Below are 26,512 nucleotides of genomic sequence, written 5' to 3'. Positions count from 1 at the left end.
GAATATGATGAACCTGCTTAAGAAGGCTGCGATCTCCCTCGCAGCGACCTCGATGATTGCAGCCCCGGTTGCCGCGTCGGCCGCTCCCGCAGCCCGTGCCGCTTCGGCCGTTGACGGCCAGAGCGAGCTGGAAGGCAGCACCAGCTGGATCATCGCAGTTCTCGCCCTCGTTGCGATCGTTGGTGGCATCATCATCGCGTCGGACAACAACGACGACTCGCCGACCAGCCCGTAATTACGGCTGATCGATACTGATACCAAAAGGCTCCGAGCTCTGCTCGGGGCCTTTTGCGCGTCTATGCACTTCGTTCGCGCGGTGATCTGCGCGGGGGTGGCTTCAATTGGAATCGTCATTGCGACTCCGGCTGTCGCCGGGGTCGCAATGACGCGTCTAGTAGCCTAAACGCATCAAACTAAAGCGCGATGTTCCGCATCGTCCGCGAACGCGCCAACGGGATCGCCGCGCGCGCGCGCTGGGCCGCCGCGGGGTCGATCGGCGCCAGCATCACCCGATAACCCGCCTCGTCGCGGGCCGCGCCGGCATCGACCAGCACCGCGCCCCACGGATCGACCGCCAGGCTGTGGCCATAGGTCGACCGGCCGTCCGGATGCGCGCCGCTTTGCGCCGCGGCCAGGACATGGCAGCCGGTTTCGATCGCGCGCGCGCGCATCAGCACATGCCAATGCGCCTCGCCGGTCGACACGGTGAAGGCGGCGGGGATCGCGATCAGCGCCGCGCCGCGATCGGCGAGCGCGCGATACAGTTCGGGAAAGCGCAGGTCGTAACAGATGCTGAGCCCGAGCGCGCCGAGCGGGGTGTCGACGACGACGAGCGCATCGCCCCCCGCATAGGCCGCCGATTCGGTCCAATTCTCGCCCGACGGCAGCGTGACGTCGAACATGTGGATCTTGTCATAGCGCGCGCGGATGTTGCCGTCGGCGGCGATCACATGGCTGCGGTTGACGCGCCGCTCGCCGTCGTCGGCGAGCAGCGGCATCGATCCCGAATGGAGCCACAGGCCATGTTTTTGCGCCATGTCCTGTAACGCGGTCGGCCACGGGCTGTCGGCTTCGCGGACGATATGCGCCGCCGACCGCGCCCGATCGCGATCGAGCAGCAGCGACATTTCGGGCAGAAAGGCCATTGCGGCCCCGCCCGCGGCGGCATCGGCCATCGCGCGGTCGATCGTCGCCAGATTGGCCGCGGGGTCGATGCCGCTGGTCATCTGGATGAGCGCGGCGATCGGCGGCGAGGGCAGGGTGGTTGTCATCGCATCTGGCTAAACCGACGCTGCGGGCAGGACAAGCGCCGCGACAGTTCAGTGGCCAGCAAGGTTCGAAGCGGTTAAGATGGCGCAATGTCCTATTTTCCCGCGCGCCTGCCGCTTCGTTTTTCCCGTTCCTGTCTGTTCGCCGGTGCCGCCGCGCTGCTGCTGGCCCCGCTCGCGGCGAGTGCGCAGGTCGAGACAGCACCCGCCGCAACGACCAGCCAGGCGGCAAGCGGCGACTGGCTCTATGCCGGCAGCGACATTCCGCGCGACACCGCATGGCAGTTCGGCGTCCTGCCCAACGGTGTCCGCTATGCCGTGCGCAACAATGGCGTCCCACCGGGGCAGGTGTCGATCCGCGTCCGCATGGACGTCGGGTCGATGTTCGAAACCGAGCAGGAGCGCGGCTACGCCCATCTGCTCGAACATCTGACCTTTCGCGGCTCCGAACATATCCCCGACGGCGAGGCCAAGCGTATCTGGCAGCGGTTCGGGGTCACCTTTGGCAGCGATTCGAACGCGCAGACCACTCCGACCCAGACCGTGTATCAGCTCGACCTGCCGAGCGTGACCCCGGCCAACCTCGACGAAAGCATGAAATTGCTGGCGGGCATGGTCCGTGAGCCGCGTATTTCGGAACTGGCGGTCGCCGCCGAGCGCGGCGTCGTGATGGCCGAACTGCGCGAATCGGACGGCCCGCAGAAACGGATCGGCGACGCGACCAACGCGCATCTGTTCGCCGGCCAGCTGCTTGGCGACCGCTCGCCGATCGGCACCACCGCCTCGCTGGGCCAGGCGAGCGCGACTTCGGTCACCGCGTTCCACGACCGCTGGTACCGCCCCGAACGCGCGGTGGTGGTGATCGTCGGCGACGCCGAACCCGCCGAACTGGCGCGGCTGGTCGCCAAATATTATGGCGACTGGCGCGGCAACGGGCCGAATCCGGCCGACCCCGATTTCGGCAAACCCGATGCCAAGGCGTCGGCGGCGCTCGAGATCGTCGAGGCCAACCAGCCGCTCGCGCTGACGCTGGCGATGGTGCGCCCATGGCAGAAACGGATCGACACGGTCGAAAACACGCGGCGGCTCTATCTGGAATTCATTGCCCAGGCGCTGGTCAACCGGCGGCTGGAAAACCGCGCGCGCAGCGGCGGCAGCTATCTGGTGGCCACCGTCGAACAGCAATATGTCAGCCGCAGCGCCGATGTGACCATGGCGTCGATCGTTCCCTTGAGCGACTGGAAGGCGGCACTCGCCGACGTCCGCGGGGTGATCGCCGATGCGGTCAGCACGCCGCCGTCGCAGGCCGACATCGACCGCGAAGCGAACGAGATCGAAGCGTTCCTGCGCAAGGAATGGGAAAATGCGCGCAACGAACCCGGCGCGCGGCTGGCCGACGACATGGTGCGCGCGGTCGACATCGGCGAAACGGTGACCAGCCCGCAGGGCCAGGTCGATATGTTCAAGGCGATCCGTGCGTCGGCGACGCCCAAGGTGATGCTGGAGATCAGCAAGGCGATTTTCGCCGCGCCGGTCACCCGCGCCGTGCTGACCACCCCGACCGCGGCGGGCGGCAATGGCGCGGTGCTCGCGGCGCTGAAGGCGCCGGTCACCGCGCGCGACGACCGGCTGGCGACGGTGCAGGCCGATTTCAAGCAGCTTCCCGCGTTCGGAACGCCCGGCACGATCACCGCGACCAACAGCCTGCTCGGCCTGCGCGCCGAACGGATCGAGTTCGCCAATGGCGTCACCGCGCTGGTGTCGAACAACAAGGTCGAACCGGGCAAGGTGCGCGTCAACGTCCGTTTCGGCACCGGCAACCGCAGCGTCGCCGCCGACGCGCCCAACCTGCTCTGGACCGGCGATTATGCGCTGGTCGCCAGCGGCATCGGGCCGTGGGGGCAGAATGAGATCGACCAGCTGACCAACGGCCGCCAGATCCAGCTTAATTTTGCGATCGACGACGATGCGTTCGAATTGTCGGCGGAAAGCAAGCCCGCCGACCTCGCCGACCAGATGCGGCTGATCGCGGGCAAGCTGGCGCAGCCGCGCTGGGACGCGGCGCCGATCGAGCGCCTGCGCATCGGGTATCTCACCGGTTACGACCTCAACGACGCCACCCCCAATGCGGTGCTCGACCGCAATCTGCGCGGCTGGCTGACCAACAATGACGCGCGCTGGGCGGCACCCGACAAGGCGCAGATCGAAGCGCTGACCCCCGCCGCCTTCCGCGCCTTTTGGGAACCGCGGCTCGCCAGCGGGCCGATCGAGGTGCAGATTTTCGGCGACCTCGAAGCGGTCGACTATCGCCAGATCCTCGCAAACACGCTCGGCGCGCTGCCGCCCCGCCAGATATTGGCGCCGGAAAGCGGCCAGCGCGTCGGCTTTGCCAGGCATGTCACGGTTCCCGACATCGCCTATCATCGCGGCGAACAGGGACAGGCGGCGGCGATGACCGCGTGGCCGACCGGCGGCGGCCTCGCCAATCCGCGCGATGCCCGCGGGCTGGAGGTGCTGGCCGCGGTGTTCAACGACCGGCTGTTCGACCGGCTCCGCGCCGAACAGGGCGCCAGCTATGGCCCGGTCGTCGACAGCCATTGGCCGACCGGCTTCGACAGCGGCGGCTACCTGCTCGTCGGCAGCCTGCTCGCGCCCAAGGATCTCGACCGTTTCTATGGCATCGCGCGCGACATCGCCGCCGATCTGGTCGCCAGGCCGGTCAGCGCCGACGAACTGACGCGCAACGCGGTGCCGATCCGCGAACAGGTCGCGCGCGCGTCGACCGGCAACGTCTATTGGATGTTCCTGCTGGAGGGCGCGACGCGCGATCCGCGCGTCACCGCCGCGGCGCTGTCGATGCAGGACGATATTGCCGCGGTCACCGCCGCCGATGTCCAGCGGCTGGCACGGCAATATCTGACGCCGCAGCGCCAATGGTCGCTGGCGATCCTGCCCAAGGGGATGACGCTGACCGACGCCTCGGCGCTCGGCGCGGCGACGACGCCCGCGGCTGGCGGGCGTTAGGCGGTTTCGCTGCCCGTCGCCGGCGCGCGCACCTTGCGGATGCGCGGTTCGCGGTCCAGATCGCCCTTGGTCATGATGTCGCGCCGCATCTTGGCGCGCACGTCGTGGATCGACGCGATCACCGGCCCCATCGCGACCCCCAGGTCGATCAGCACCGCTTCGGCGAGTTGCAGCGAACTTTCGAGCGTTTCGGGCACCGCATCGCTCGCCCCCGCCTGATATAACGCGGCAGCGTGGTCGGCATCGCGGGCGCGGCTGATGATCGGCAGGTCGGGATATTTCAGCCGCATCTGCTTGGTCATCCGCAGCTGCTGGACCGGATCGTCCATCGTCAGCACGATCGCGTCGGCGCTTTCGATCTCCAGCTTGTCGAGGCTGCCCGGGCGCGCGACGTCGGCGAACCGCACCGAAAAACCGTCGCGCCGCGCCGCCGCGACGGTATCGATGTCGGCATCGACCGCGATATAGGCGCGGCCATGTTCGCGCAGCAGTTCGGCGACGGTGCGCCCGACGCGGCCGAAACCGACGATCACGGTGCGTGCGGTCGCGGGTTCTTCGGCGGGGGTGTCGCCGCTGCGCATTTCGATCCGCCGCGAAATGTCGTGCCCGATGCGCGCGAGCAGCGGGGTGATGGTCAGCCCGACCGCGGTGACCAGCTGCCAGAAACTGGCGGTTTCGGGGTCGATCAGCCCTGCGGTCAGCGCCGCGGTGAGGACAATCAACGTCGTTTCCGACGGGCTCGCCATCAACAGGCCGACCTCCGCCGCGGTGCCGCGGCGCGCGCCCGAAAAGCGCAGCAGCAGCGCGGTGACCACCGCCTTGACCGTGACCACCCCGACCACCGCCGCGACCAGCATCGGCCATTGTTGCGCGATCGTCTTGAGGTTCAGCCCCATGCCGACGCTGATCAGGAACACCCCGAGCGCGAGCCCCTTGAACGGCGCGGTGATCGCCTCGACCTCTCCATGATATTCGGTCTCGGCGATCATCAGCCCGGCGAGCAGCGCGCCGACGATCGGCGACAGGCCGACGGTGGCGGTCGCGAGCGCGGCGACGATGACCACCAGCAGGCTGGCGGCGAGGAACAGCTCGGGATCCTTGGCGCGCGCCGCCTGCGCAAAGATGCGCGGCAACAGGAACCAGCCCGCGACGGCCAGCACCGCGACCACCAGCACCCCCTGCCACAGGGTGGTGAGCAGCAATTCGGTGCTGTCGCCCGCGGCATTGGGGGCAAAGGCGCCGAGGATGAAGATGATCGGGACGATCATCAGATCCTCGAACAGCAGCATCGAGAAAGAGGCGCGGCCGACCGCGGACTTGGTGCCGACCATCGGCAGCACCAGCGCGGTCGACGACAGCGCCAGCGCGATGCCCAGGCCAAAGGCGGCGGGGGTCGACAGGCTGCCGAGCAGCCACAGCCCGCCGCCGAGGATCGCGCCGCTGAGCAGCAGTTCGGCGGCGCCGACCCCGAACACCAGTTTGCGCAAGGACCACAGGCGGCGGAACGACAGTTCGAGCCCGATCGAGAACAAGAGCAGGATGATGCCGAATTCGGCGAACAGCGCGATGTCCTCGGTCGATCCGATCGTGACATGCTTCAGCCACGGGTAATCGCCGGCGAGCGCGCCGAGCCCCGAGGGTCCGACGAGCAGGCCGACAAGGATGAAACCGATGACCGGGGGCAGGCGAAAGCGCGCAAACGCCGGGATGACGATGCCCGCGGCGCCCAGCACCACCAGCGCGTTGCCGATGGCCGATGTTTCTGTTTCCGATACCATAGGGGCCGACCTTATGCAGGCCGGCCCCGATTGGCTAGACGTCTATCTCAAGTAAAACGCTTGCTTACGCGCCCATCTTGGCTTCGAGATTCTCCACGATCGCCTCGAAAAAGCCTTCGGTGGTCAGCCAATTCTGGTCGGGGCCGATCAGCAGCGCCAGATCCTTGGTCATCTTGCCGCTTTCGACCGTCGCGACGCAGACTTTTTCCAGGTCGTCGGCGAATTTGATCAGCGCGTCATTGCCATCGAGCTTGCCACGATGCTTCAGGCCGCCGGTCCAGGCAAAGATCGACGCGATCGGGTTGGTCGACGTCGCCTTGCCCTGCTGGTGCATGCGGTAATGGCGGGTGACGGTGCCGTGCGCGGCCTCCGATTCCACGGTCTGGCCGTCGGGGGTCATCAGCACGCTGGTCATCAGGCCGAGCGAGCCGAAACCCTGTGCCACGGTGTCCGACTGGACGTCGCCGTCGTAATTCTTGCAGGCCCAGACGAACTTGCCGCTCCACTTCAGCGCCGATGCGACCATGTCGTCGATCAGGCGATGTTCGTACACGATGCCCGCGGCGTCGAACTGTTCCTTGAATTCGGCGTTGAACACTTCCTCGAACAGATCCTTGAAGCGGCCGTCATAGGCCTTCAGGATCGTGTTCTTGGTCGACAGATACACCGGCCAGCCGCGCGCAAGGCCATAGTTCAGGCTGGCGCGGGCAAAGTCGCGGATCGAATCGTCGAGGTTGTACATCGCCATCGCGACGCCCGACGAGGGGAATTGGAACACCTCTTCGTCGATGATCTGGCCGTCCTCGCCCTCGAACACCAAGCGCAGCTTGCCGGGGCCGGGGACGCGGAAATCGGTGGCGCGATACTGGTCGCCGAACGCGTGGCGCCCGACGACGATCGGGTCGGTCCAGCCGGGGACGAGCCGCGGGACGTTGCGCATCACGATCGGCTCGCGGAACACCACGCCGCCCAGGATGTTGCGGATCGTGCCGTTCGGCGACTTCCACATTTTCTTCAGGCCGAATTCCTCGACGCGCTGTTCGTCGGGGGTGATCGTCGCGCACTTCACGCCGACGCCATATTTGGCGATCGCGTTGGCGGCATCGACCGTGATCTTGTCATCGGTCTGGTCGCGCATTTCGATGCTGAGGTCGTAATAATGCAGGTCGATGTCGAGATAGGGAAGGATCAGCCGTTCGCGGATCCACTGCCAGATGATCCGGGTCATTTCGTCGCCGTCGAGTTCGACGACCGGGTTGGCTACCTTGATCTTGCCCATGCTGTACGCCTTTATCCTTGGGGAGTCGGAGTTGCAGCGGGCCTTAGGCAAAGCCGCGCCATTGATCAATGGGCGTGGTGGAACCCCGGCAGTTGATCAATTGGCGGGATGGAACCCGCCGCTGCCTTATCCATTGTCAGTGTCAGGCGCGCACCCTAGAAGAACGGCCATGTCCAACATCATCTCTTCCAACCGCCCCGGTGGCGGCATCAAATGGCAATGGCCGTCGATCCATCCCGAAGGCCGCAAATTCCTGCTCATCGCTGGCATCGTCACTCTGTGCTTCTGGCTGCTCGGCTGGGAAATCGTCGGCTGGCTGATGTTCGGGGTGACCCTATGGGTCGGTGCCTTTTTCCGCGATCCGGTGCGCGTGACCCCGACGGCCGGCGATATGGTCATCGCGCCCGCCGACGGGCTGGTGACCCAGATCGCCGAAGTGCCGCCGCCGCCCGAGATTGCCGGCCCCGACGGGCTGGGCAATGCGCCGATGCTGCGCGTGTCGATTTTCATGAGCGTGTTCGACGTCCATATCAACCGCACTCCCGTCGCAGGAACGTTGCGCAAGCTCGTCTATATCCCCGGCAAATTCCTCAACGCCGACCTCGACAAGGCGAGCGAGGAGAATGAACGCCAGCATTTCGTCGTCGAGCGCGCCGACGGGGTGCGCATCGGCTTCACCCAGATCGCGGGGCTGGTGGCGCGGCGGATCATGCCGTTCGTCACCATGGGTAACGAGCTGGCCACTGGCCAGCGCGTCGGGCTGATCCGTTTCGGCAGCCGCGTCGATGTCTATCTGCCCGCGGGAACGACGCCGCAAGTGCTGCTCGGACAGCGGACGCTGGCGGGTGAAACCGTCGTCGCGCGGATCGGCCGCGCCGACATGATCGACGGCATCGGGCAATAGGGTGAGCGACGACCAGCAGATCATCCCCGACGCCGCGGGGCGCCGGATCGGCGGGATCAGCCTGCGCGCCTTTGCCCCCAATGCGATCACCGTGCTGGCGCTATGCTTTGGCCTGACCGGGGTACGCTTTGCGATTGGCGGCCAGTTTGAACTCGCCATCGCCGCGGTGATCTTTGCCGGGGTGCTCGACGGCATGGACGGGCGCATCGCCCGCCTGCTGCGCGCGCAGAGCAAATTCGGCGCCGAACTCGATTCGTTGTCCGACGTCATCGCCTTTGGCGTCGCGCCCGCGATGATCCTGTTCCTGTGGTCGCTTCAGGACGCGCCGAAATTCGGCTGGACCGCGGCGCTCGCGCTCGCGGTCTGCTGCGCGCTGCGCCTCGCGCGCTTCAACTCGCGCATGGATGCGGATTTTCAGCCGCACAAGTCGGCGGGCTTCAACACCGGCATTCCCGCCCCGGCGGGCGCCGGTCTGTCGTTCGTCCCTGTCTATCTGTGGCTGACGACGGGCAATGACCTGTTCCGCGAATGGTATGTCGTGATGCCCTGGGCGCTGAGCGTTGCGATGCTGATGATCTCGGCGATCCCGACCTACAGCTGGGCCTCGATCCGCCTGCGCCGGTCGTGGCGCCTGTTCGCCCTGGCGGGGGTGGGGTTGCTCGGCGCCGCGCTGGTGACCGCGCCGTGGCTGACGCTGCTGGCGGTCTGCGCCATCTATGCCGCGACGCTGCCGTTCGGGCTCGCCAGCTATGCGAAGGTCAGGCGGCGCGGCTGAACTGCGGCTGGCCGCGCTGGGGTCGGGTGACGGTGGTGCGCGCGATGTGGCGGCGGGGTGCCGACGGGCGGAGCTTGATGATCGTCGCGGGGCCAGGCTGCGGTGCGGTATCGGCCGCGAAGGCGCCTTCGCCGAGCAGCGCCGAGAGAATCGCCGTCTCATTCGCTTTCAGCATGGCCAGGATCACCGTGATGCCGAGTCCGGCGGCGAGGGCGAAGAGGAGTGCGGCTGCGACCTGAACCATGATCTGTCCTTCCGGGTTTTCGTTGACGAAACCTTGTCCATAGCAAAGGACGGTTTCGCTTGGCTTTTAGTTGCATGTTCTTGTTTTGTTCTCAAATGTTTTGCGACGAACGGAGTCAGATTGGCGCCGGATCGAATGGCGGGGTGCGCGCACGCTTCGTCCCAAAGCGGCGCTCGGCGCTTGCTTTTGGCGGCCAACGCCGCTAACGGCCCGCGCATTCCACATGGAAGGCGCACATAAACCGGTGCCGGGATCGTCGCTTGCGACACCTGGTTCTTGCTTTCCAGAGGACCAACCGGAAGGAGAAAGACCATGGCGGCACCTGTCGTCACGATGCAGAATCTTATCGAGGCTGGCGCCCACTTCGGCCACCAGACCCACCGCTGGAACCCGCGCATGAAGCCGTATATTTTCGGTGCGCGCAACGGCATCCACATTCTCGACCTGTCGCAGACCGTGCCGCTTTTTGCGCGCGCGCTCGAATTCGTCGCCTCGTCGGCCGCCGGTGGCAAGGTCCTGTTCGTCGGCACCAAGCGCCAGGCGCAGGGTCCGATCGCCGACGCCGCGCGCGCTTCGGGTCAGCACTTCGTCAACCATCGCTGGCTGGGCGGCATGCTCACCAACTGGAAGACGATCTCGAACTCGATCAAGCGGCTGAAGACCCTTGAGGAACAGCTTTCGGGCGACACCTCGGGCCTGACCAAGAAGGAAGTGCTCAACCGCACCCGCGAACGCGACAAGCTCGAAATGTCGCTCGGCGGCATCCGCGACATGGGCGGCATTCCCGACGTGATGTTCGTGATCGACGCGAACAAGGAAGAGCTGGCGATCAAGGAAGCCAATGTCCTTGGCATCCCCGTCGTCGCGATCCTCGATTCGAACGTGTCGCCCGACGGCATCGCTTTCCCGGTTCCGGCGAACGATGACGCCGCGCGTGCCATCCGCCTGTATTGCGATGCGATCGCGCAGGCCGCGACGCGTGGCGGTCAGCAGGCCCGCGCGAACCGCGGCGAAGATCTGGGCGCTGCAGTCGAACCGACCGCCGAACCCGTCCTCGTCGAAGAAGCAGCCGCTCCGGTTGCCGAAGTAGCCCCGGCTGTCGAAGCTGCTCCGGTGACCGAGGACGAGCAAGTCCCCGCCGAAGCCGCGGCCGAAACCGAACGTCAGAGCGACGCCTAAGCGCGCCTGAATGGCCGGGCGGCGTGCTGCGCGATTGCGGCCGCCGCCCTCGGTCATTGTTTTGACTTATCGCGCCGCCACGCGTGCGGCGCAGCGGTCCCGTTCTTCGGATCGCTCCACATTGGAAAGGATCACCCATGGCTGAAATTACGGCCGCTCTCGTCAAGGAACTGCGCGACCGCACGGGCGCAGGCATGATGGACTGCAAAAAGGCGCTCGCCGAAAATGGCGGCGACATCGAAGCGTCGATCGACTGGCTGCGCACCAAGGGCCTCGCCGCCGCCGCCAAAAAGGCCGGCCGCGTTGCTGCTGAAGGCCTGGTCGGCGTCGCCACCGACGGCGCCCGCGGCGCGATGGTTGAAGTCAACAGCGAAACCGACTTCGTTGCCAAGAACGAGCAGTTCCAGGGCTTTGTCCGCGATGTCACCAATGTGGCGCTCGCCGGCAACCTGACCGACATCGACGCGCTGGGCGCCGCGGCCTATCCCACCGGCGGCACCGTCGCCGAAGCGCTGACCCAGAACATCGCAACGATCGGTGAAAACCAGTCGCTGCGCCGCAGCGCGATCATGTCGGTGAACTCGGGCGTCGTGACCGCTTATGTCCACAACGCCGCCGCTCCTGGCATGGGCAAGATCGGCGTGCTCGTCGCGCTCGAATCGACCGCCGGTGCCGACGTTCTCGAACCGCTGGGCAAGCAGCTGGCGATGCACGTCGCCGCCGCCAACCCGCTGGCGCTGAACGGCGACGATCTCGACGCCGACATGGTCGCGCGCGAACGCGCGATCGCCGAGGAAAAGGCGGCCCAGTCGGGCAAGCCCGCCGAAATCGTCGGCAAGATGGTCGACGGCGCGATCGCCAAGTTCCGCAAGGAAAATGCGCTCCTGTCGCAGCTGTTCGTGATGGACGGCAAGACCCCGGTCGCCGAAGTCGTCGCCGCCGCCGGCAAGGATGTCGGCGCGACGATCACGCTCAAGGGTTTCACCCGCTTCCAGCTCGGCGAAGGCATCGAGAAGGAAGAAAGCGATTTCGCGGCGGAAGTCGCGGCGGTCGCCGGCGTCTGATTAATTAGGGACTGTCCCTCATTTCATCGTCACCCTGAACTTGTTTCAGGGTCCATGGCCGGACCTTCCGGTCTCCGCAGGCTCAGAAGGCGAAAGCCGGGCCATGGATGCTGAAACAAGTTCAGCATGACGAAGTGAAAAGGGGCGCGGCAGTCCGCTTGGCAATGGCGCGTGCCCGCTCTAGGGTGCGCGCCATTCGCATATGTTGAGTTTGCAAGAGGTTCCCCCACCATGGCTCTGCCCGGCATGAAACGCATCTTGCTGAAACTGTCGGGCGAGGCGCTGATGGGGTCGACCCCCTTCGGCATCGACCCCGAAACCGTCGCCAGCATGGCCGCCGAGGTCAAGGCGGCCAAGGAACGCGGGCTCGAAATCTGCCTCGTCATCGGCGGCGGCAACATCTTCCGCGGCATGGCGGGCGCCGCCAAGGGCATGGACCGCGCGCAGGCCGATTATATGGGCATGCTCGCCACCGTGATGAACGCGCTGGCGATGCAGAATGCGCTCGAACAGCTCGGCGTCGAAACGCGCGTCCAGTCGGCGATCGAGATGGACAAGGTGTGCGAACCGGTGATCCGCCGCCGCGCCGAACGCCATCTGGAAAAGGGCCGCGTGGTGATTTTCGCCGCGGGCGTCGGCGCGCCCTATTTCACCACCGACAGCGGCGCCGCGCTGCGCGCCGCCGAAATGAAGTGCGACGCGCTGCTCAAGGGTACCAGTGTCGATGGCGTGTATAACGCCGATCCCAAAAAGGATACGTCGGCGGTTCGTTATGATACGCTCAGCTACGACCGCGTCCTCGCCGACAATCTGAAGGTGATGGACGCCAGCGCCGTGGCGCTGTGCCGCGACAATCATATCCCGATCGTCGTGTTCAACATTCGCGAAGCCGGCAATCTGGCGCGCGTGCTGGGCGGCGAGGGTGTTTCGACGATCGTCGGCGACGCCTGACAAGCATTGAGAGAGGACAGAGACGATGGCGAAATATGACAAGGCCGACCTGGAACGCCGCATGCACGGCGCGGTCGAATCGCTCAAAAGCGACCTCGCGGGCCTGCGTACCGGCCGCGCACACACCGCGCTGCTCGATCCGGTGACGGTCGAGGTCTATGGCAGCCACATGCCGCTCAACCAGGTCGCGTCGGTCAGCGCGCCCGAACCGCGCATGCTGTCGGTGCAGGTGTGGGACAAATCGAACGTCGGCCCGGTCGACAAGGCAATCCGTTCGGCAGGGCTGGGCCTCAACCCGATCGTCGACGGCCAGATGCTGCGCCTGCCGATCCCCGAAATGACGCAGGAGCGCCGCAAGGAGCTGTCGAAACTGGCCGGTCAATATGCCGAAAAGGCGCGCGTCGCGGTGCGCAACGTCCGCCGCGACGGCATGGACAATCTGAAGGCCGACGAGAACAAGAAGGAAATCAGCGAGGACGAGCGCAAGCGCCACGAAACCGAGGTGCAAAAGCTGACCGACGCCACGATCGCCGAACTCGACGCCGCCGCGAGCGCGAAGGAAAAGGAAATCCTGGGCTAGTGCTTTTGGGCACCATCCTCTCTTCCGTTCGTGTCGAGCGAAGTCGAGACACGCCGCGTTCGCGCTCGACCTCACGTGTCTCGACTTCGCTCGACACGAACGGGTTCTGAGGCTGTTGTGACGATGCCAAACCACGGCGCACGCCATGTCGCCATCATCATGGACGGCAATGGCCGCTGGGCCAAAAAGCGCCTGCTGCCCCGCGTCGCCGGTCACAAGGCGGGGGTCGAGGCGGTGCGCACGATTGTCCGCGCCGCGGGCGACCTTGGGATCGAGGCGATGACGCTCTACGCCTTCAGCTCCGAAAACTGGAAGCGGCCCGAGGAAGAGGTCAGCGACCTGATGGGGCTGATGAAGCGCTTCATCCTTTCCGACCTCGACGAATTTGCTGCCAACGACGTGAAACTGAAGGTGATCGGCAACTGGCGCGCGCTGGCGCCCGACGTCGTGGCGCTGATCGACAATGCGCTCGAACGCACCTCTGGCAACAAGCGCACGACGCTGGCGGTCGCGCTCAACTATGGCGCGCAGGACGAGCTGGTCCGCGCCGCCGCCGCCGCCGCCGCCCAAGGCGCGATTACCGAGGATACGATCGCGGCGCATCTCGACACCGCCGACATGCCGCCGCTCGACCTGCTCATCCGCACCTCGGGCGAGGTGCGGCTGTCGAATTTCCTGCTGTGGCAGTCGGCCTATGCCGAGCTGTATTTCACCGATATTTTGTGGCCGGATTTCAAGCCGGCCGATTTGAAGGCGGCGCTCGACCATTTCGCGCGCCGCGATCGTCGTTACGGAGGGCTTTGAGGTGATGGACCGTGCTTCGAACCAAGCACTGTTCCCCCGCGAAGGCGGGGGTCCATCACCGGTCCTTTCGATATTCGGCCAGCGGTGGCGAAAGGACGAGAGGGTAGGTGATGGGCCCCCGCCTTCGCGGGGGAACGGGTCGCATTGTGTGGGTTTGGCTGGTCGAGGCGGGGAAGTGTAAAGTCATGGCAACCGCAACAAAATCGGACCTGTGGGTGCGGATCGGGTCGGCGATCATCCTGTTCGCGATCGCGGGTACCGCGCTGTGGTTCGGCGGGCTGGCGTTCGGCCTGCTGCTGCTGGTCGGCGGCGCGCTTGTCATCGTCGAATGGCTGGCGCTGGTGCGCGCGATGACGATCGGCGGCGGCGCGAAGATGGCGCTGACCGTCCTTGGCCCGGTCCTGACCCTCGGCGCGATGGCGGGGCTGTGGTTCATCCGCGATCAACTCGGCATGACCGCCGCACTGTGGGTGTTCGGTATGGTGTGGGCGACCGACATCGGCGCTTATTTCGCCGGCCGCGCTTTTGGCGGTGCGCGGCTGGCGCCGACGATCAGCCCGTCGAAAACCTGGTCGGGGCTGATCGGTGGCATGATCGCGGCGCTGATCGCCAGCGCGACGATTGGCGACCGCGCGGGCATCATCGGGGTGCCGTTGTGGATCGGCCTGTTCATGGGGCTGCTCGCGCAAATGGGCGATCTCGCGCAAAGCTGGATGAAGCGCCGCGCCGGGGTCAAGGATTCGGGCAAGCTCATTCCCGGCCATGGCGGGCTGTTCGACCGCGTCGATGGCGTGTTGCCGGTCGCGCTGCTACTCGGCGCGCTGGCCTTTACCGGCCAGATCGCGGTGCGGGCGGCGGGCTGATATGACAGTGCGCCGCCTTTCGCTGTTCGGCGCCACGGGGTCGGTGGGGCAATCGACCCTCGACCTCGTCCGCCGCGATGGCGAAGCGTGGCACGTCGGCGTGCTGACCGCGAACAGCGACGTGGCCGAACTGGCAAAGCTCGCCCGCGAATTTCGGCCTGATGTCGCGGTGATCGCCGATGCGGCGCGCTACGGCGATTTGCAGGAGGCGCTTGCCGGTACCGGGATCGAAGTCGCCGCCGGCGCCGACGCACTGGTCGCCGCCGCGCAGCACCCGGCCGACCTGGTGATGGCGGCGATCGTCGGCACGGCGGGGCTGGCGCCGACGATGGCGGCGCTCGAAGCGGGCACCGACGTTGCGCTCGCCAACAAGGAAGCGCTGGTTTCGGCGGGCGCGCTGATGATGGCCGCGGCGCGAACGTCGCGCGCCACCATCCTGCCCGTCGACAGCGAGCATAATGCAATCTTTCAGTGTCTGGCGGGTGGCCGGATCGATCAGGTGCGCCGCATCATCCTGACCGCCAGCGGCGGCCCCTTCCGCACGATGAGCGCCGCCGATATGGCGCGCGTCACCCCGGCGCAGGCGGTCGCGCATCCCAACTGGTCGATGGGCGCCAAGATCAGCGTCGATTCGGCAACGATGATGAACAAAGGCCTCGAACTGATTGAGGCGCATCATCTTTTCCCCGTCGGGCTCGACCGTATCGAAATCCTCGTCCACCCGCAGTCGGTGATCCACAGCCTGGTCGAATATATCGACTGCTCGACCTTGGCGCAGCTCGGCTCGCCCGACATGCGTATCCCGATCGCCAGCGCGCTCGCCTGGCCGCAGCGGATGGCGACACCGTGCGCGCCGCTCGACCTCGCCACCATCGCACGGCTCGATTTCGAAGCGCCCGACGAGGTGCGTTTCCCCGCCACCGCGCTTTGCCGCGCCGCGATCGCCGCGGGCGGCGCCCGCCCGGCGCAGCTCAACGCCGCGAACGAGGTGGCCGTCGCCGCCTTCCTCGCGGGGCGCATATCCTTTCCCGCGATCGTCGATACCGTGCGCCGGGTGATCGACGCCGATGCGCCCGCCGCGCCGACCTCGCTTCACGACATATTCAGCGTCGATGCCGCATCCCGCGCGGCTGCAGAGCGTTTGGTGGAACAATATGAACATGCCTGACATCCCGCTGTGGCTTTACCCGATCGCGTTCCTGGCGGTGCTCGGCCCGCTCGTGTTCGTGCACGAATATGGCCATTATATCGTCGGGCGCTGGTGCGGGGTGAAGGCCGACACCTTCTCGATCGGTTTCGGGCGCAAGATCCTGGGCTGGACCGACAAGCGCGGCACCGAATGGAAAATCGGCTGGCTGCCGCTGGGCGGCTATGTCCAGTTCGCGGGCGACCGCGACGCGGTCAGCCAGCCCGACGCCGAATGGCAGCAACTACCCGCCGAACAGAAATCGCACACGTTTCCCGCCCAGCCGGTGTGGAAACGTGCGTTGATCGTGCTGGCGGGGCCGGTGACCAATTTCCTGTTCGCGATCCTGATCTTTGCCGCTTTCAATATGACCTATGGCGTCCCCCAGACGCCGGCGGTCGTGGGTGGCGTCCAGCCGCAAAGCGCCGCGCAGCAAGCCGGACTCCGGATCGGCGACCGCATTGTCAGCATCGACGGTCGCAGCATCGCAAAATTCGATGACATACGTTCGGCGGTCGCCTTCAATCTGGGCAAACCGGCCAATCTTCAAATCGCGCGCGGCGGCGAGCGGGTCGATATTGTCTTGCGTCCGCGCCTCGTTTCGCAAACCGACCAGTTCGGCAATAAAGGTCAAATCGCCGTTATCGGCATCCAGTCAGGCCGCCCGGTCTATTCGCCGGTCGGCCCCCTGGCGGCTGTGCAGGCTGGCGCCGAGCAGACTTGGGGCCTCGTGCGATTGACGGGCAATATTCTGAGCCAGTTTCTGACCGGTCAGCGGTCGATCAAGGAAATGGGCGGGCCGATCAAGATCGCGAAACAGTCGGGGGAAATGGCGAGCCTCGGTCTCAACGACCTGATCATCTTCACCGCCTTCATTTCCATCAATCTGGGGTTCATCAATCTCTTGCCATTGCCGATGCTCGATGGCGGCCATCTGCTCTTCTACGCCTATGAAGCGATCCGGCGTCGCCCCGCGCCCCCGCAGGCACAGGAATGGGCGTTCCGATTCGGCTTTGCGGCGATCGTTACCTTGATGCTGGTCGTGACTTTCAACGATTTGGGCTCATTGGGCCTGTGGGACGGGATCGCGCGCTTGATTGGCTAGCGAGTCTGGGGCAGGGAGTGGCGCGCGAACCCGCGGTCAGGCGGGTTTGTCGCTTTTGAGTTATTTTTTCGGGATGAACAGCGTGGCTTCACACAAATTCTCGGCGCGGACACAGCTGTCGGCCCTCCTTCTGGCAGGTACGATGCTCAGCGCGCCGGCGATCGCGCAGGATGCTGCGCCGCCCGTCGCCACACCGACCGTTGCCGCACCGACCGTCCCGGCGCCCGCCCCCGAAGCGGCGCCCGCCGCGACGACGATCCAGACGATCACCGTCGTCGGGAACCAGCGGCTCGAGGCGCAGACGATCCTGTCGTATCTGCGGCTGCGCGTCGGCCAGCGCTACGACCGGTCGATCCTCGACCAGGCGCTCAAGGATCTGGCGGCGACCGAGCTGTTCAAGGATTTCCAGATCACCGACAACAATGGTGCGCTGACGATCGAGGTGACCGAAAACCCCGTCATCAACCGCGTCATCCTGGAGGGCAACAAGCGCCTGAAGGAAGACAAGATCCGGCCCGAGATCAAGCTCGCGCCGCGCCAGATCTTCACCCGCTCGAAAGTCCGCGCCGACGTCGCGCGTATCATCGAGCTGTACAAGCGGCAGGGTCGTTTCGCCGCCACCGTCGAACCGAAGATGGTCTCGCTCGACCAGAACCGCGTCGACGTCGTGTTCGAAATCAACGAAGGGCCGAAGTCGAAGGTCCGCCAGATCAGCATCATCGGCAACGAAAAGTTCAGCGACGGCGACCTGAAGGACGAGATGGCGACCAAGGAGTCGAGCCTGCTCACGATCCTGTCGTCGAACACCAGCTACGATCCCGACCGCCTCGCCTATGACCAGCAAAAGCTGCGCCTGTTCTACCTGCAGAACGGCTACGCCGACTTTCGCGTCATCTCGGCGGTCGCCGAACTGACGAGCAACAAGCAGGACTTCATCATCACCTATGTCGTCGAGGAAGGCGAGCGGTACAAGTTCGGCGATGTCGACGTGAAGAGCGAGCTGCGCGACTTCCAGCCCGAAATGCTGAAGACGCTGCTGCCGATGAAGAAAGACGATTGGTACGACGCCAAGCTGGTCGAGGACACGGTCGAAAGCCTGAGCGAGACCGCGGGTCTGTTCGGCTATGCCTTTGCCGACATCAATCCCGAATTCCGCCGCGACCCCGAAACGCGGACGATGCAGATCACCTTCAACGTCGCCGAAAGCCCGCGCACCTATGTCGAGCGCATCGACGTCAACGGCAACACGCTGACCCACGACAAGGTCGTGCGCCGCGAGTTTCGCCTTAACGAAGGCGACGCGTTCAACAGCTTCGGTATCAAGCGCACCGAAAACCGCATCAACAGCCTCGGCTATTTCCAGGAAAATCTTGAGATCGAGCGCAAGGAGGGCAGCGCCCCCGACCGCATCATCCTGGAAACCAATGTCGAGGAAAAGCCGACCGGCGAACTGTCGCTGTCGGCCGGTTTTTCGTCGATCGAAAATTTCCTGCTCCAGGCGTCGATCCGCCAGCGCAACTTCCGCGGCCTTGGCCAGCAGCTCCAGGCGTCGGTCAATTATTCGAGCTATTCGAAGTCGATCGAGCTCGGCTTTACCGAACCCTATCTGTTCGACCGCAATATCTCGGTCGGCGGCAGCGTCTATCGCCGCGACTTGAACTCGTTCAACTTCATCAACAATGATCGCCAGACGACGTTCCAGCAGGTGACGACCGGTTTCCAGCTGAACGCCGGCGTGCCGCTGACCGAATTCATGTCCTTCTTCGGCCGTTACAGCCTGAACTACGACGATGTGACGCTCGATCGCGGCATCTATTTCTTTGGCGACCAGTGCGACCCGCTCGTCGCCGGCCGCTATCTGTGCGACGCGATCGGCAAGCGGACGACCTCGCTGCTCGGCTACACGCTCGCCTATGACGACCGCGACAACCGCATCCGGCCGACGCGCGGCCAGTCGGCTTCGCTCAGCCAGGATTTCGCGGGGCTTGGCGGCAGCGTCAAATATGTCCGCACCCGGCTGAACGCGTCGAAGCATTTCAACCTTGGCAGCCGCTTCGTGCTCAATCTTTCGGCCGAGGGCGGGTATATCTATCCGTTCGGCAGCGCGCCGACCCCGACCAGCGACAAGGTCCGCCTGACCGATCGCTTCTTCCTGGGCGAACCGCAGATGCGCGGTTTCGACATTCGCGGCGTCGGCCCGCGCGTCGTGCGCTATGCGACGGTCGACCTGACCAACCCGGCGGCCCCGGTGCTCGACACCAGCAGCGAAGGGCAGATCGACGACGCGCTTGGCGGCCGCGCTTATTATCAGGGCCGCGTCGAGCTCGACATTCCGCTCGGCACCGGGGCGAAGGAACTGGGGCTGCGCCCGTCGGTCTTCCTCGACGTCGGTTCGGTGTTCAGCGTGAAGCGTCCGACGCTGACCACGCTCGCCGATTTCCGCGATCCCGCCGACGGCCTGACCAAATATCTGTGCCGCAACTCGACCACCGGGGTCACCAATTTTGCGACCAACACGCCCGACTCATCGGGCGCGCCGACCGGGCAATTCACGACCTGCGCCACCGGCTTTTCGCCGTTGCCGCCGTTCGAGGAACGATTCTTTGGCGACACCTGGATGCCGCGCGTGTCGATCGGCGCCGGGGTCAACTGGAATTCTCCCTTCGGTCCCTTCCGGATCGACTTCGCTTACGCCCTTCGCAAAGAAGAGGGCGATGATACCAAACGCTTCTCATTCAACGTAGGAACCCAATTCTAATGAAGAACATCTTTGTCGCTTCGGCGCTGGCCGTCGCCACGCTGTCGGTTTCGCCGATCATGGCCGCGCCCGCGATCGCGCAGGCCAAAGCCGTTGCCGTCGCCGACGTCCGCGTCGCCGCCGCCCGCTCGAACGCCTTCTCGGTCGCCTCGCAGCAGATCGAAACCACGTACAAGGCACAGATCGACCAGCAGCAGTCGCGCGGCCAGACGCTGCAGGCCGAAATCAACGTCCTGATCGCCAAATATAACGAAGAGGCGAAAAAGACCCCGCAGAATCAGGCTACGCTGCAGGCTGCGGCCAAGGCAGTTCAGGACAAGCGCCAGGCCGCGCAGGCCGAACTCGGCCAGATCGGCCGTCCGATCGAACTCGCCATCGCATATGTCGAAGACCAGATCAGCGTTCGCATGAACGAAGCGATCCGCGCCGCGATGACCGCGAAAAAGATCGACCTGCTGCTCAATCCCGATGCGGTGCTGGCGCGCGAAAACAACGTCGACATCACCGATGCCGTCGTGACCGAACTCAACCGTATCCTGCCCAACGTGTCGATCGCGGTGCCGGCGGGTTACCAGCCGGGCCAGCTGGTCCAGCAGCGCAACCAGCAGCTGATGGACGCCGCCCGTGCCGCGCAGCCGGGTGCGACGCCCGCCGCGCCGGCGCCGACCGGCACCGCGCCGACGACCCGCTAAGCGTCATGGCCGACGGGGACAATGCGACAGGGGCGATGGGACCGGTGGACATCCGCCGGATCCTGACGCTGCTGCCGCACCGTTATCCGATGCTGCTGGTCGACCGGGTGGTTTCGATCGTGCCCGATACCTCGATCCACGCGGTCAAGGCGGTGACGATGAACGAGCCCTTTTTCCAGGGGCATTTTCCCGGTCGGCCGATCATGCCGGGGGTTTTGATCGTCGAGGCGCTGGCGCAGGCCGCCGGCGTCCTCGCGATCGAATCGATGGGCCTCGCCGGGACCGGCAAGCTCGTCTATTTCATGGCGATCGACGGGGCGAAGTTCCGCAAGCCGGTCGAACCCGGCTGCCTGCTCGACCTGCACGCCACGATCATCCAGGCCAAGCGCAGCGTATGCCGTTTCGAAGGCAAGGCGATGCTGGACGGCGCGCTCGCCGCCGAGTGCCAGTTCACCGCGATGATCGCCGATCCGCCGGGCGACTAACCACCACTTGCCAAATCCGGCTTTCGTCGTTAGGGGCCACCGCTTCGCGAGCCCCATAGCGGGGAACGCACAGACTCACAGCTCGCTGGTCGGTAACCAGCGGCACAGGAGCCAGACATGAAAAAAGACATTCACCCCGCGTACCACATGATCACGGTCAAGATGACCGATGGCACGGAATATCAGACGCGTTCGACCTGGGGCAAAGAGGGCGACACGATGACGCTCGAAATCGACCCCACCGCGCACCCGGCCTGGACCGGCGGCACCGGACGCATGCTCGACGCGGGCGGCCAGGTCGCGAAGTTCAACAAGCGTTTCGGCGGCCTCTCGCTCAAGCGCTGATTTCATCGTCGCCCCCGCGAAGGCGGGGGCCGCTAGAGGATGTCCGCCTTCGGCGCGGGATAAGGCCGACGGCGGCCCCCGCCTTCGCGGGGGCGACGACTATCCCAAAACCTTTGCAAGCGCGCTTTGCCACCCGGCGAGGCGCGTTTTGCGTTTGTCGGCCTCCAGCGCGGGGGTGAAGCGCGTCGCGGTGCCGCGCATGGCCTTTGCCGCGGCGGCCAGATCGGGATAGAGCCCGGCCCCGGTGGCGGCGAGCATCGCAGCGCCCAGCGCGGTGCTTTCGACGAAGTCAGGGCGCTCGACGGTCAGGCCCAGCACGTCGGCCAGATCCTGCGCCATCCAGTCGTTCGCGGCCATGCCGCCGTCGATGCGCAAATCGGCCCAGTCGACGCGATCGGCAGCGAATGCCGATTTCAGGTCGTGCGCCTGATAGGCTTGCGCTTCCAGCGCGGCGCGCGCGACATGCGCCTTGGTGCTGGCAAAGCTGAGTCCCGACACCGCCGCCAGCGCGTCGGGGCGCCAGTGCGGGGCGCCAAGCCCGGTGAGCGCAGGGACCAGATAGACCCCGCCATTATCCTCCACCGAACGCGCCAGCCCCTCGCTCTCGCCCGCGCTGGCGAGCAGCCCCAGCCCGTCGCGCAGCCATTTGATCAGGCTGCCGGCGACGAACACCGATCCCTCGAGCGCGTAGGAGCGGATATCGCCCTCCTGCACCAGCACCGTGGCGAGCAGGCGATTGGCTGAGTGTGGGCGCGTTTGCCCGCTTGCCGACAGGATGAAGGCGCCGGTGCCAAAGGTCGCCTTGGTCTGCCCCGGCGTCAGGCACGCCTGGCCGATCGTCGCCGCCTGCTGGTCGCCCGCCATGCCGCAGATCGGGATCGCGGCGCCGAACAGCGCCGGATCGGTGGTGCCGACGCGCGTCGTGCAGCCGGTGATTTCGGGGAGCAGGCCGATCGGCACCCCCAGCAGGTCGCAAAGCCCCGCGTCCCAGCCGCCGTTGCCGTTGATGTCCATCAACAGCGTGCGCGACGCATTGCTCGCATCGCTGACATGCACCCCGCCGGTCAGCCGAAAGATCAGATAGGATTCGATCGTCCCCACCGCCAGCCGGTCGCCCGCGTCGCGAAGCTGCGGCCAGTTCCGGAGCGCCCAGCCGATCTTGCTGCCCGAAAAATAGGGATCGAGCAGCAGGCCGGTTGCCGCCTGCACCGCCGCTTCATGCCCCGCATCCTTCAGCGCCGCGCAGTCGGCGGCGGTGCGGCGGTCCTGCCACACGATCGCGGGGGCCAGCGGTTCGCCGGTCGTGCGGTCCCAGAACACGATCGTTTCGCGCTGGTTGGTGATGCCGATCGCGGCGATGCGGTCGGCGCCGCCCGCCTTGTCGACCATCGCCCGCGTGCAGGCGAGGGTCGCTTCCCAGATTTCGGCGGCGTCATGTTCGACCAGGCCGGGGGCGGGATAATGCTGCTGAAACTCGCGCTGCGCACTGCCTAGCGGAGCGCCATCGGCGGCAAAGAGCATCGTGCGGGTCGAGGTTGTCCCCTCGTCGATGACGATGATTTTTTCCGACATGTATCCCCCACCTTTTGTCCCATCGGTCATCCCCGTCTTCGCGGCGGCGACGCGTATTCAGCTATCGCCTTGATGAAGAAGGAACGGCCCTTCGACAAGGTTTCTCCTGAGCGCCTGCAAGGCAGTCGAAGGGCTCAGGGCAAACGGAATAGGGAAGCGCGTAATAATCTTGCAATTTCGCGCAACCCATGCCATATGATGGTGCAGCGCAGCATGGCGGATCCTTCCGCCGTAACCACCGGCAGCGTGATTTTCCCGCCCAGATCAGGCGCGGGACGAGCCGGACCAGCGCTTTGTCCCCAGAGGCACCCTTTCACGCGGGTCGTTTCGAACCCGCGGCCGTGCGCCGTCCGTTCGATGCGAACGGATGCGCCTGCGCGTCGCCCTATGTGAGTATTTTATGACGACTTTTAACGACTTTGGCCTGCACGCCGACATCAATCGCGCGCTTGCCGCCAAGGATTATACCCAGCCGACCCCGATTCAGATCCAGGCGATCCCGCCGCTGATGAAGGGCCGCGACCTGTGCGGCATCGCGCAGACGGGCACCGGCAAGACCGCCGGCTTTTCGCTGCCGTCGATCCACCATCTTCTGACCTATCCGCATCGCGCCAATCCGCGTAGCTGCCGCATGCTGGTGCTCGCGCCTACGCGCGAGCTCGCCGCGCAGATCGCGCAGAGCTGCCGCGACTATGGCCGTTTTACCAAGCTCAGCGTCACGACCGTCTTCGGCGGGGTGCCGATCAACAAGCAGATCCGCGACCTGTCGAGCGGCGTCGACATCCTCGTCGCCACCCCGGGCCGCCTGCTCGACCTGATCGACCAGCGCGCGCTGCGCCTCGACGACGTCGAAATCTTCGTCCTCGACGAAGCCGACCAGATGATGGACATGGGCTTCATCCATTCGCTGCGCCGCATCGCCAAGCTGTTGCCGTCGCGCCGCCAGAACCTGTTCTTCTCGGCGACGATGCCGAAGGAAATCGCGCATCTGGCCGAACAATTCCTCGAGAATCCCGTCACCGTGTCGGTGACTCCGGCGGCGACCACCGTGGAAAAGATCAGCCAATATTCGACCTTCGTCGAACAGAAGGAAAAGCAGGCGCTGCTCCATTCGGTCATCGCGAGCGAGGACATCGACCGTGCGCTGATCTTCACCCGCACCAAGCACGGCGCCGACCGCGTCGTGCGCCACCTTGCGGGCGCGAACATCAAGGCGATGGCGATCCACGGCAACAAGAGCCAGTCGCAGCGCACCCACGCGCTGCAGGCCTTCCGCTCGGGTGACATCAAGCTGCTCGTCGCGACCGATATCGCCGCGCGCGGTATCGACGTGTCGGGGGTTAGCCATGTCATCAACTTCGAGATCCCGAACGTGCCCGAACAATATGTCCACCGCATCGGCCGCACCGCGCGCGCCGGCGCTGAGGGCAAGGCGATCAGCTTCATCGCCCCTGACGAGCGTCCGTACATGCGCGACATCGAGCGCGTCACGCGGAGCAAGTCCGAACCGATGCCGTTGCCCGAAAATTTCAACGAGCTGGTGCGCAACCTGCCGAAGCCGGCGCAGCCGCCGCGCGACACCGGCAGCCAGGGCCGCAACCCGCAGCGCCAGCGCGAAGACGCGCTGCGCGGCCGCGGGCCAGGCAAGCCGGGCAGCGACCGCGGCCCGCGCCGTGACGGTGCGCCCGCCGGCGAAGGCGCCGAAGGCCAGCGCAAGCGCCGCTTCCGCCCGCGCAACAAGAGCGTCGGCGCGCACAAGGGTGCGGTGAAGCGCGTCGGTTGACGCGCCGCTGACACCCGTTAGACCCTTTTAGCCCCTCTCCTTTAGGGGAGGGGCAGTGAGACTTGGTCCGGCGTAGCCGGGCCTTTAGTCGAGCGGGGTGGGGGCCATCGGCCTTGCGCAAGGGTTCGAGCCCCCACCCCAACCCCTCTCCTGAAGGGGACGGGCTAATAAGGGGGCAGCGAATGACGAGCGAGGCAACATCACCCATCGACACCCGCCAGAGCGAGCGCAAGGTCATCCTCGCCTCGTCGCTCGGCACGGTGTTCGAATGGTATGATTTCTACCTCTACGGCCTGCTCGCGACCGTCATCTCGGCGCAGTTTTTTTCGGGCGTCAACGAAACCACCGGCTTCATCTTCGCGCTCGCCGCCTTTGCCGCGGGCTTTGCGGTAAGGCCGTTCGGCGCACTCGTGTTCGGGCGCATCGGCGATCTGGTCGGGCGCAAGAACACCTTCCTCGTCACCATGGGGCTGATGGGCGCATCGACGTTCCTGGTCGGCATTTTGCCCAGCTACGCGTCGATTGGCGTGGCGGCACCGATCCTGCTCGTCGTTTTGCGTCTGCTCCAGGGCCTTGCGCTCGGCGGCGAATATGGCGGCGCCGCAACCTATGTCGCCGAACATGCGCCCGAGGGAAAGCGCGGGCTGTTCACCAGCTTTATCCAGACCACCGCGACGCTCGGCTTGTTCGCGGCGCTTGGCGTCGTCATCACCATCCGGACGCTGATCGGCGAGGCGGCGTTCGCCGATTGGGGCTGGCGCATCCCATTCCTGATCTCGATCATCCTGCTCGGCGTCTCGCTGTGGATCCGCCTCCAGCTCGAGGAAAGCCCGGTCTTCAAGCAGATGAAGGAGGAGGGCACGACGTCAAAGGCGCCGCTGACCGAAGCCTTCGGCCGCTGGGGCAATTTGAAATGGGTGATCATCGCGCTGTTCGGCGCGGTCGCGGGGCAGGCGGTCGTCTGGTATTCGGGGCAGTTTTATGCGCTGTTCTTCCTCGAAAAGACGCTGAAGGTCGACGGTGCGACGGCGAACATCCTGATCGCCCTCGCGCTCGCGCTCGCCACGCCTTTCTTCATCCTGTTCGGCTGGCTCAGCGACAAGATCGGGCGCAAGCCGATCATCCTCGCGGGCTGCGCGCTCGCCGCGCTCACCTATTTCCCGGCGTTCCAGATGCTGACCTCCGCCGCCAATCCGGCGATGGCGAAAGCGCAGGCGAGCGCGGCTGTGCGGGTCAACGCCGACCCGGGGGCCTGCGCCTTCCAGTTCGACCCCGTTGGCAAAGAGAAGTTCGAAAGCACCGGCTGCGATATCGCCAAATCAGCGCTCGCGAAGGCCGGCGTCAGCTACACCAGCGTGACACGCCCGCGGCGCACGGGAGAGGCCGCCGATGTGTGGATCGGCGACCGCGTACTGATCGCGCCCGAACCGTGGCGCCTGGCCGAGGAAGACCGCGCCGCCGCTGCCGAAGCGTTCCGCAAGGAGCTGGCCGCCGCGACCGCCGCCGCGGGCTATCCGGCGAAGGCCGACCTGGACGCGATGAACAAGCCGCTGGTCGTCGCCATCCTCTTCTACCTCGTTCTGCTGGTGACGATGGTTTACGGCCCGATCGCGGCGCTGCTCGTTGAACTCTTCCCCAGCCGCATCCGCTACACCGCGATGTCGCTGCCCTATCATGTCGGCAACGGTTGGTTCGGCGGTTTCCTGCCGACGACAGCCTTCGCGATGGTCGCCGCGACGGGCAATATTTATTACGGCCTGTGGTATCCGGTCGTCGTCGCGGCGCTGACCGTCGTCGTCGGGCTGATCTTCCTGCCCGAAACCTTTCGCCGTCCGATCCACGAATAGCGCGCATTGACGCGAGGCGTCGGGAC

At 65.7% G+C, this 26,512-nt stretch carries 23 protein-coding genes; 18 read left to right on the top strand and 5 right to left on the bottom strand.

All coding sequences use genetic code 11. From position 1 onward, the window contains the following. The first annotated feature begins 7 nt into the window (after positions 1-7). Positions 8-235: a hypothetical protein gene (locus tag ACTIFP_RS16860; RefSeq protein WP_439569850.1), complete on the top strand. Its 228-nt coding sequence runs from the start codon at positions 8-10 to the stop codon at positions 233-235. 178 nt (positions 236-413) lie between these two features. On the opposite strand, the gene ACTIFP_RS16855 is transcribed toward ACTIFP_RS16860, so the two are convergent. Continuing rightward, positions 414-1,271: a carbon-nitrogen hydrolase family protein gene (locus ACTIFP_RS16855; protein ID WP_439569849.1), complete on the bottom strand. Its 858-nt coding sequence runs from the start codon at positions 1,269-1,271 to the stop codon at positions 414-416. Positions 1,272-1,358: 87 nt separating this feature from the next. On the opposite strand from ACTIFP_RS16855, the gene ACTIFP_RS16850 reads away from it, so the two are divergent. After that, positions 1,359-4,292 carry a M16 family metallopeptidase gene (locus tag ACTIFP_RS16850; RefSeq protein WP_439569848.1) on the top strand — a complete coding sequence of 978 codons (2,934 nt, stop codon included), beginning with the start codon at positions 1,359-1,361 and terminating at the stop codon, positions 4,290-4,292. Here ACTIFP_RS16850 and ACTIFP_RS16845 read toward each other — a convergent pair. Beyond that, positions 4,289-6,070: a cation:proton antiporter domain-containing protein gene (locus tag ACTIFP_RS16845; RefSeq protein WP_439569847.1), complete on the bottom strand. Its 1,782-nt coding sequence runs from the start codon at positions 6,068-6,070 to the stop codon at positions 4,289-4,291. The genes ACTIFP_RS16850 and ACTIFP_RS16845 overlap by 4 nt on opposite strands. A 64-nt stretch (positions 6,071-6,134) precedes the next feature. Further along, positions 6,135-7,349 carry an NADP-dependent isocitrate dehydrogenase gene (locus ACTIFP_RS16840; protein ID WP_439569846.1) on the bottom strand — a complete coding sequence of 405 codons (1,215 nt, stop codon included), beginning with the start codon at positions 7,347-7,349 and terminating at the stop codon, positions 6,135-6,137. Positions 7,350-7,518: 169 nt separating this feature from the next. Between ACTIFP_RS16840 and ACTIFP_RS16835 the strand changes: the two genes are divergently transcribed. Both ACTIFP_RS16835 and ACTIFP_RS16830 read left to right on the top strand, forming a co-directional pair. Beyond that, entirely contained in the window at positions 7,519-8,253 is a 735-nt protein-coding gene (locus tag ACTIFP_RS16835; protein ID WP_439569845.1) for a phosphatidylserine decarboxylase, read from the top strand. A 1-nt stretch (position 8,254) separates the two neighbouring features. Then, positions 8,255-9,028, top strand: coding sequence for a CDP-alcohol phosphatidyltransferase family protein (locus ACTIFP_RS16830; RefSeq protein WP_439569844.1), 774 nt, complete (start codon positions 8,255-8,257; stop codon positions 9,026-9,028). On the opposite strand, the gene ACTIFP_RS16825 is transcribed toward ACTIFP_RS16830, so the two are convergent. Beyond that, the gene (locus ACTIFP_RS16825) at positions 9,012-9,272 is read right to left on the bottom strand and encodes a hypothetical protein (protein ID WP_439569843.1); all 261 of its coding nucleotides are present in this window, start codon (positions 9,270-9,272) and stop codon (positions 9,012-9,014) included. The two genes, ACTIFP_RS16830 and ACTIFP_RS16825, sit on opposite strands and share 17 nt — an antisense overlap. A gap of 312 nt (positions 9,273-9,584) precedes the next feature. On the opposite strand from ACTIFP_RS16825, the gene rpsB reads away from it, so the two are divergent. From rpsB to rpmE, 12 genes are all read left to right on the top strand, one after another. Beyond that, a complete protein-coding gene (gene rpsB, locus ACTIFP_RS16820; protein ID WP_439569842.1) occupies positions 9,585-10,451 on the top strand; it encodes a 30S ribosomal protein S2 in 867 nt (288 codons plus the stop codon). Between the two features lie 137 nt (positions 10,452-10,588). Beyond that, positions 10,589-11,515: a translation elongation factor Ts gene (gene tsf, locus ACTIFP_RS16815; protein WP_439569841.1), complete on the top strand. Its 927-nt coding sequence runs from the start codon at positions 10,589-10,591 to the stop codon at positions 11,513-11,515. Between the two features lie 231 nt (positions 11,516-11,746). Then, positions 11,747-12,466 carry a UMP kinase gene (gene pyrH, locus ACTIFP_RS16810; protein ID WP_439569840.1) on the top strand — a complete coding sequence of 240 codons (720 nt, stop codon included), beginning with the start codon at positions 11,747-11,749 and terminating at the stop codon, positions 12,464-12,466. Positions 12,467-12,491: 25 nt separating this feature from the next. After that, positions 12,492-13,046: a ribosome recycling factor gene (frr, locus tag ACTIFP_RS16805; protein ID WP_439569839.1), complete on the top strand. Its 555-nt coding sequence runs from the start codon at positions 12,492-12,494 to the stop codon at positions 13,044-13,046. A 123-nt stretch (positions 13,047-13,169) separates the two neighbouring features. Continuing rightward, the gene (gene uppS / locus ACTIFP_RS16800; protein ID WP_439569838.1) at positions 13,170-13,850 is read left to right on the top strand and encodes a polyprenyl diphosphate synthase; all 681 of its coding nucleotides are present in this window, start codon (positions 13,170-13,172) and stop codon (positions 13,848-13,850) included. A 185-nt stretch (positions 13,851-14,035) separates the two neighbouring features. After that, positions 14,036-14,713 carry a phosphatidate cytidylyltransferase gene (locus tag ACTIFP_RS16795; RefSeq protein ID WP_439569837.1) on the top strand — a complete coding sequence of 226 codons (678 nt, stop codon included), beginning with the start codon at positions 14,036-14,038 and terminating at the stop codon, positions 14,711-14,713. Positions 14,714-14,720: 7 nt separating this feature from the next. After that, positions 14,721-15,881, top strand: a complete 1,161-nt coding sequence (locus tag ACTIFP_RS16790; RefSeq protein ID WP_439569870.1) for a 1-deoxy-D-xylulose-5-phosphate reductoisomerase — start codon at positions 14,721-14,723, stop codon at positions 15,879-15,881. After that, complete coding sequence (gene rseP / locus ACTIFP_RS16785) at positions 15,874-17,004, top strand: RIP metalloprotease RseP (RefSeq protein WP_439569836.1); 1,131 nt, start codon at positions 15,874-15,876, stop codon at positions 17,002-17,004. The genes ACTIFP_RS16790 and rseP overlap by 8 nt, the downstream gene beginning before the upstream one ends. Before the next feature lie 73 nt (positions 17,005-17,077). Then, the gene (bamA, locus tag ACTIFP_RS16780) at positions 17,078-19,762 is read left to right on the top strand and encodes an outer membrane protein assembly factor BamA (protein WP_439569835.1); all 2,685 of its coding nucleotides are present in this window, start codon (positions 17,078-17,080) and stop codon (positions 19,760-19,762) included. After that, the gene (locus ACTIFP_RS16775) at positions 19,762-20,454 is read left to right on the top strand and encodes an OmpH family outer membrane protein (RefSeq protein ID WP_439569834.1); all 693 of its coding nucleotides are present in this window, start codon (positions 19,762-19,764) and stop codon (positions 20,452-20,454) included. The genes bamA and ACTIFP_RS16775 overlap by 1 nt, the downstream gene beginning before the upstream one ends. Positions 20,455-20,459: 5 nt before the next feature. Then, positions 20,460-20,939, top strand: coding sequence for a 3-hydroxyacyl-ACP dehydratase FabZ (gene fabZ, locus ACTIFP_RS16770; RefSeq protein ID WP_439569833.1), 480 nt, complete (start codon positions 20,460-20,462; stop codon positions 20,937-20,939). Between the two features lie 117 nt (positions 20,940-21,056). Further along, entirely contained in the window at positions 21,057-21,284 is a 228-nt protein-coding gene (gene rpmE / locus ACTIFP_RS16765; protein ID WP_327457609.1) for a 50S ribosomal protein L31, read from the top strand. Positions 21,285-21,383: 99 nt separating this feature from the next. On the opposite strand, the gene ACTIFP_RS16760 is transcribed toward rpmE, so the two are convergent. Beyond that, positions 21,384-22,856: a glycerol kinase gene (locus tag ACTIFP_RS16760; RefSeq protein ID WP_439569832.1), complete on the bottom strand. Its 1,473-nt coding sequence runs from the start codon at positions 22,854-22,856 to the stop codon at positions 21,384-21,386. Between the two features lie 400 nt (positions 22,857-23,256). Here ACTIFP_RS16760 and ACTIFP_RS16755 point away from each other — a divergent pair, with 400 nt between their 5' ends. Further along, a complete protein-coding gene (locus ACTIFP_RS16755) occupies positions 23,257-24,639 on the top strand; it encodes a DEAD/DEAH box helicase (RefSeq protein WP_439569831.1) in 1,383 nt (460 codons plus the stop codon). A gap of 182 nt (positions 24,640-24,821) precedes the next feature. Continuing rightward, on the top strand, positions 24,822-26,486 hold the full coding sequence (locus ACTIFP_RS16750) for an MFS transporter (RefSeq protein WP_439569830.1): 1,665 nt from the start codon (positions 24,822-24,824) through the stop codon (positions 26,484-26,486). Positions 26,487-26,512 lie beyond the last annotated feature (26 nt).

The sequence above is a fragment of the Sphingopyxis sp. genome, from assembly GCF_051861155.1.
Classification (GTDB): domain Bacteria; phylum Pseudomonadota; class Alphaproteobacteria; order Sphingomonadales; family Sphingomonadaceae; genus Sphingopyxis.
Note: the sequence above shows the minus strand (reverse complement) of the source record. Positions and strands in the feature narration are given on the sequence as shown.

Bases quoted from the DNA above. Each gene is read 5' to 3' on its own strand.
- ACTIFP_RS16860 (WP_439569850.1), top strand. From the start codon at position 8: ATGAACCTGCTTAAGAAGGCTGCGATCTCCCTCGCAGCGACCTCGATG.
- ACTIFP_RS16855 (WP_439569849.1), bottom strand. From the start codon at position 1,271: ATGACAACCACCCTGCCCTCGCCGCCGATCGCCGCGCTCATCCAGATG.
- ACTIFP_RS16850 (WP_439569848.1), top strand. From the start codon at position 1,359: ATGTCCTATTTTCCCGCGCGCCTGCCGCTTCGTTTTTCCCGTTCCTGT.
- ACTIFP_RS16845 (WP_439569847.1), bottom strand. From the start codon at position 6,070: ATGGTATCGGAAACAGAAACATCGGCCATCGGCAACGCGCTGGTGGTG.
- ACTIFP_RS16840 (WP_439569846.1), bottom strand. From the start codon at position 7,349: ATGGGCAAGATCAAGGTAGCCAACCCGGTCGTCGAACTCGACGGCGAC.
- ACTIFP_RS16835 (WP_439569845.1), top strand. From the start codon at position 7,519: ATGTCCAACATCATCTCTTCCAACCGCCCCGGTGGCGGCATCAAATGG.
- ACTIFP_RS16825 (WP_439569843.1), bottom strand. From the start codon at position 9,272: ATGGTTCAGGTCGCAGCCGCACTCCTCTTCGCCCTCGCCGCCGGACTC.
- rpsB (WP_439569842.1), top strand. From the start codon at position 9,585: ATGGCGGCACCTGTCGTCACGATGCAGAATCTTATCGAGGCTGGCGCC.
- tsf (WP_439569841.1), top strand. From the start codon at position 10,589: ATGGCTGAAATTACGGCCGCTCTCGTCAAGGAACTGCGCGACCGCACG.
- pyrH (WP_439569840.1), top strand. From the start codon at position 11,747: ATGGCTCTGCCCGGCATGAAACGCATCTTGCTGAAACTGTCGGGCGAG.
- frr (WP_439569839.1), top strand. From the start codon at position 12,492: ATGGCGAAATATGACAAGGCCGACCTGGAACGCCGCATGCACGGCGCG.
- uppS (WP_439569838.1), top strand. From the start codon at position 13,170: ATGCCAAACCACGGCGCACGCCATGTCGCCATCATCATGGACGGCAAT.
- ACTIFP_RS16795 (WP_439569837.1), top strand. From the start codon at position 14,036: ATGGCAACCGCAACAAAATCGGACCTGTGGGTGCGGATCGGGTCGGCG.
- rseP (WP_439569836.1), top strand. From the start codon at position 15,874: ATGCCTGACATCCCGCTGTGGCTTTACCCGATCGCGTTCCTGGCGGTG.
- bamA (WP_439569835.1), top strand. From the start codon at position 17,078: ATGAACAGCGTGGCTTCACACAAATTCTCGGCGCGGACACAGCTGTCG.
- ACTIFP_RS16775 (WP_439569834.1), top strand. From the start codon at position 19,762: ATGAAGAACATCTTTGTCGCTTCGGCGCTGGCCGTCGCCACGCTGTCG.
- fabZ (WP_439569833.1), top strand. From the start codon at position 20,460: ATGGCCGACGGGGACAATGCGACAGGGGCGATGGGACCGGTGGACATC.
- rpmE (WP_327457609.1), top strand. From the start codon at position 21,057: ATGAAAAAAGACATTCACCCCGCGTACCACATGATCACGGTCAAGATG.
- ACTIFP_RS16760 (WP_439569832.1), bottom strand. From the start codon at position 22,856: ATGTCGGAAAAAATCATCGTCATCGACGAGGGGACAACCTCGACCCGC.
- ACTIFP_RS16755 (WP_439569831.1), top strand. From the start codon at position 23,257: ATGACGACTTTTAACGACTTTGGCCTGCACGCCGACATCAATCGCGCG.
- ACTIFP_RS16750 (WP_439569830.1), top strand. From the start codon at position 24,822: ATGACGAGCGAGGCAACATCACCCATCGACACCCGCCAGAGCGAGCGC.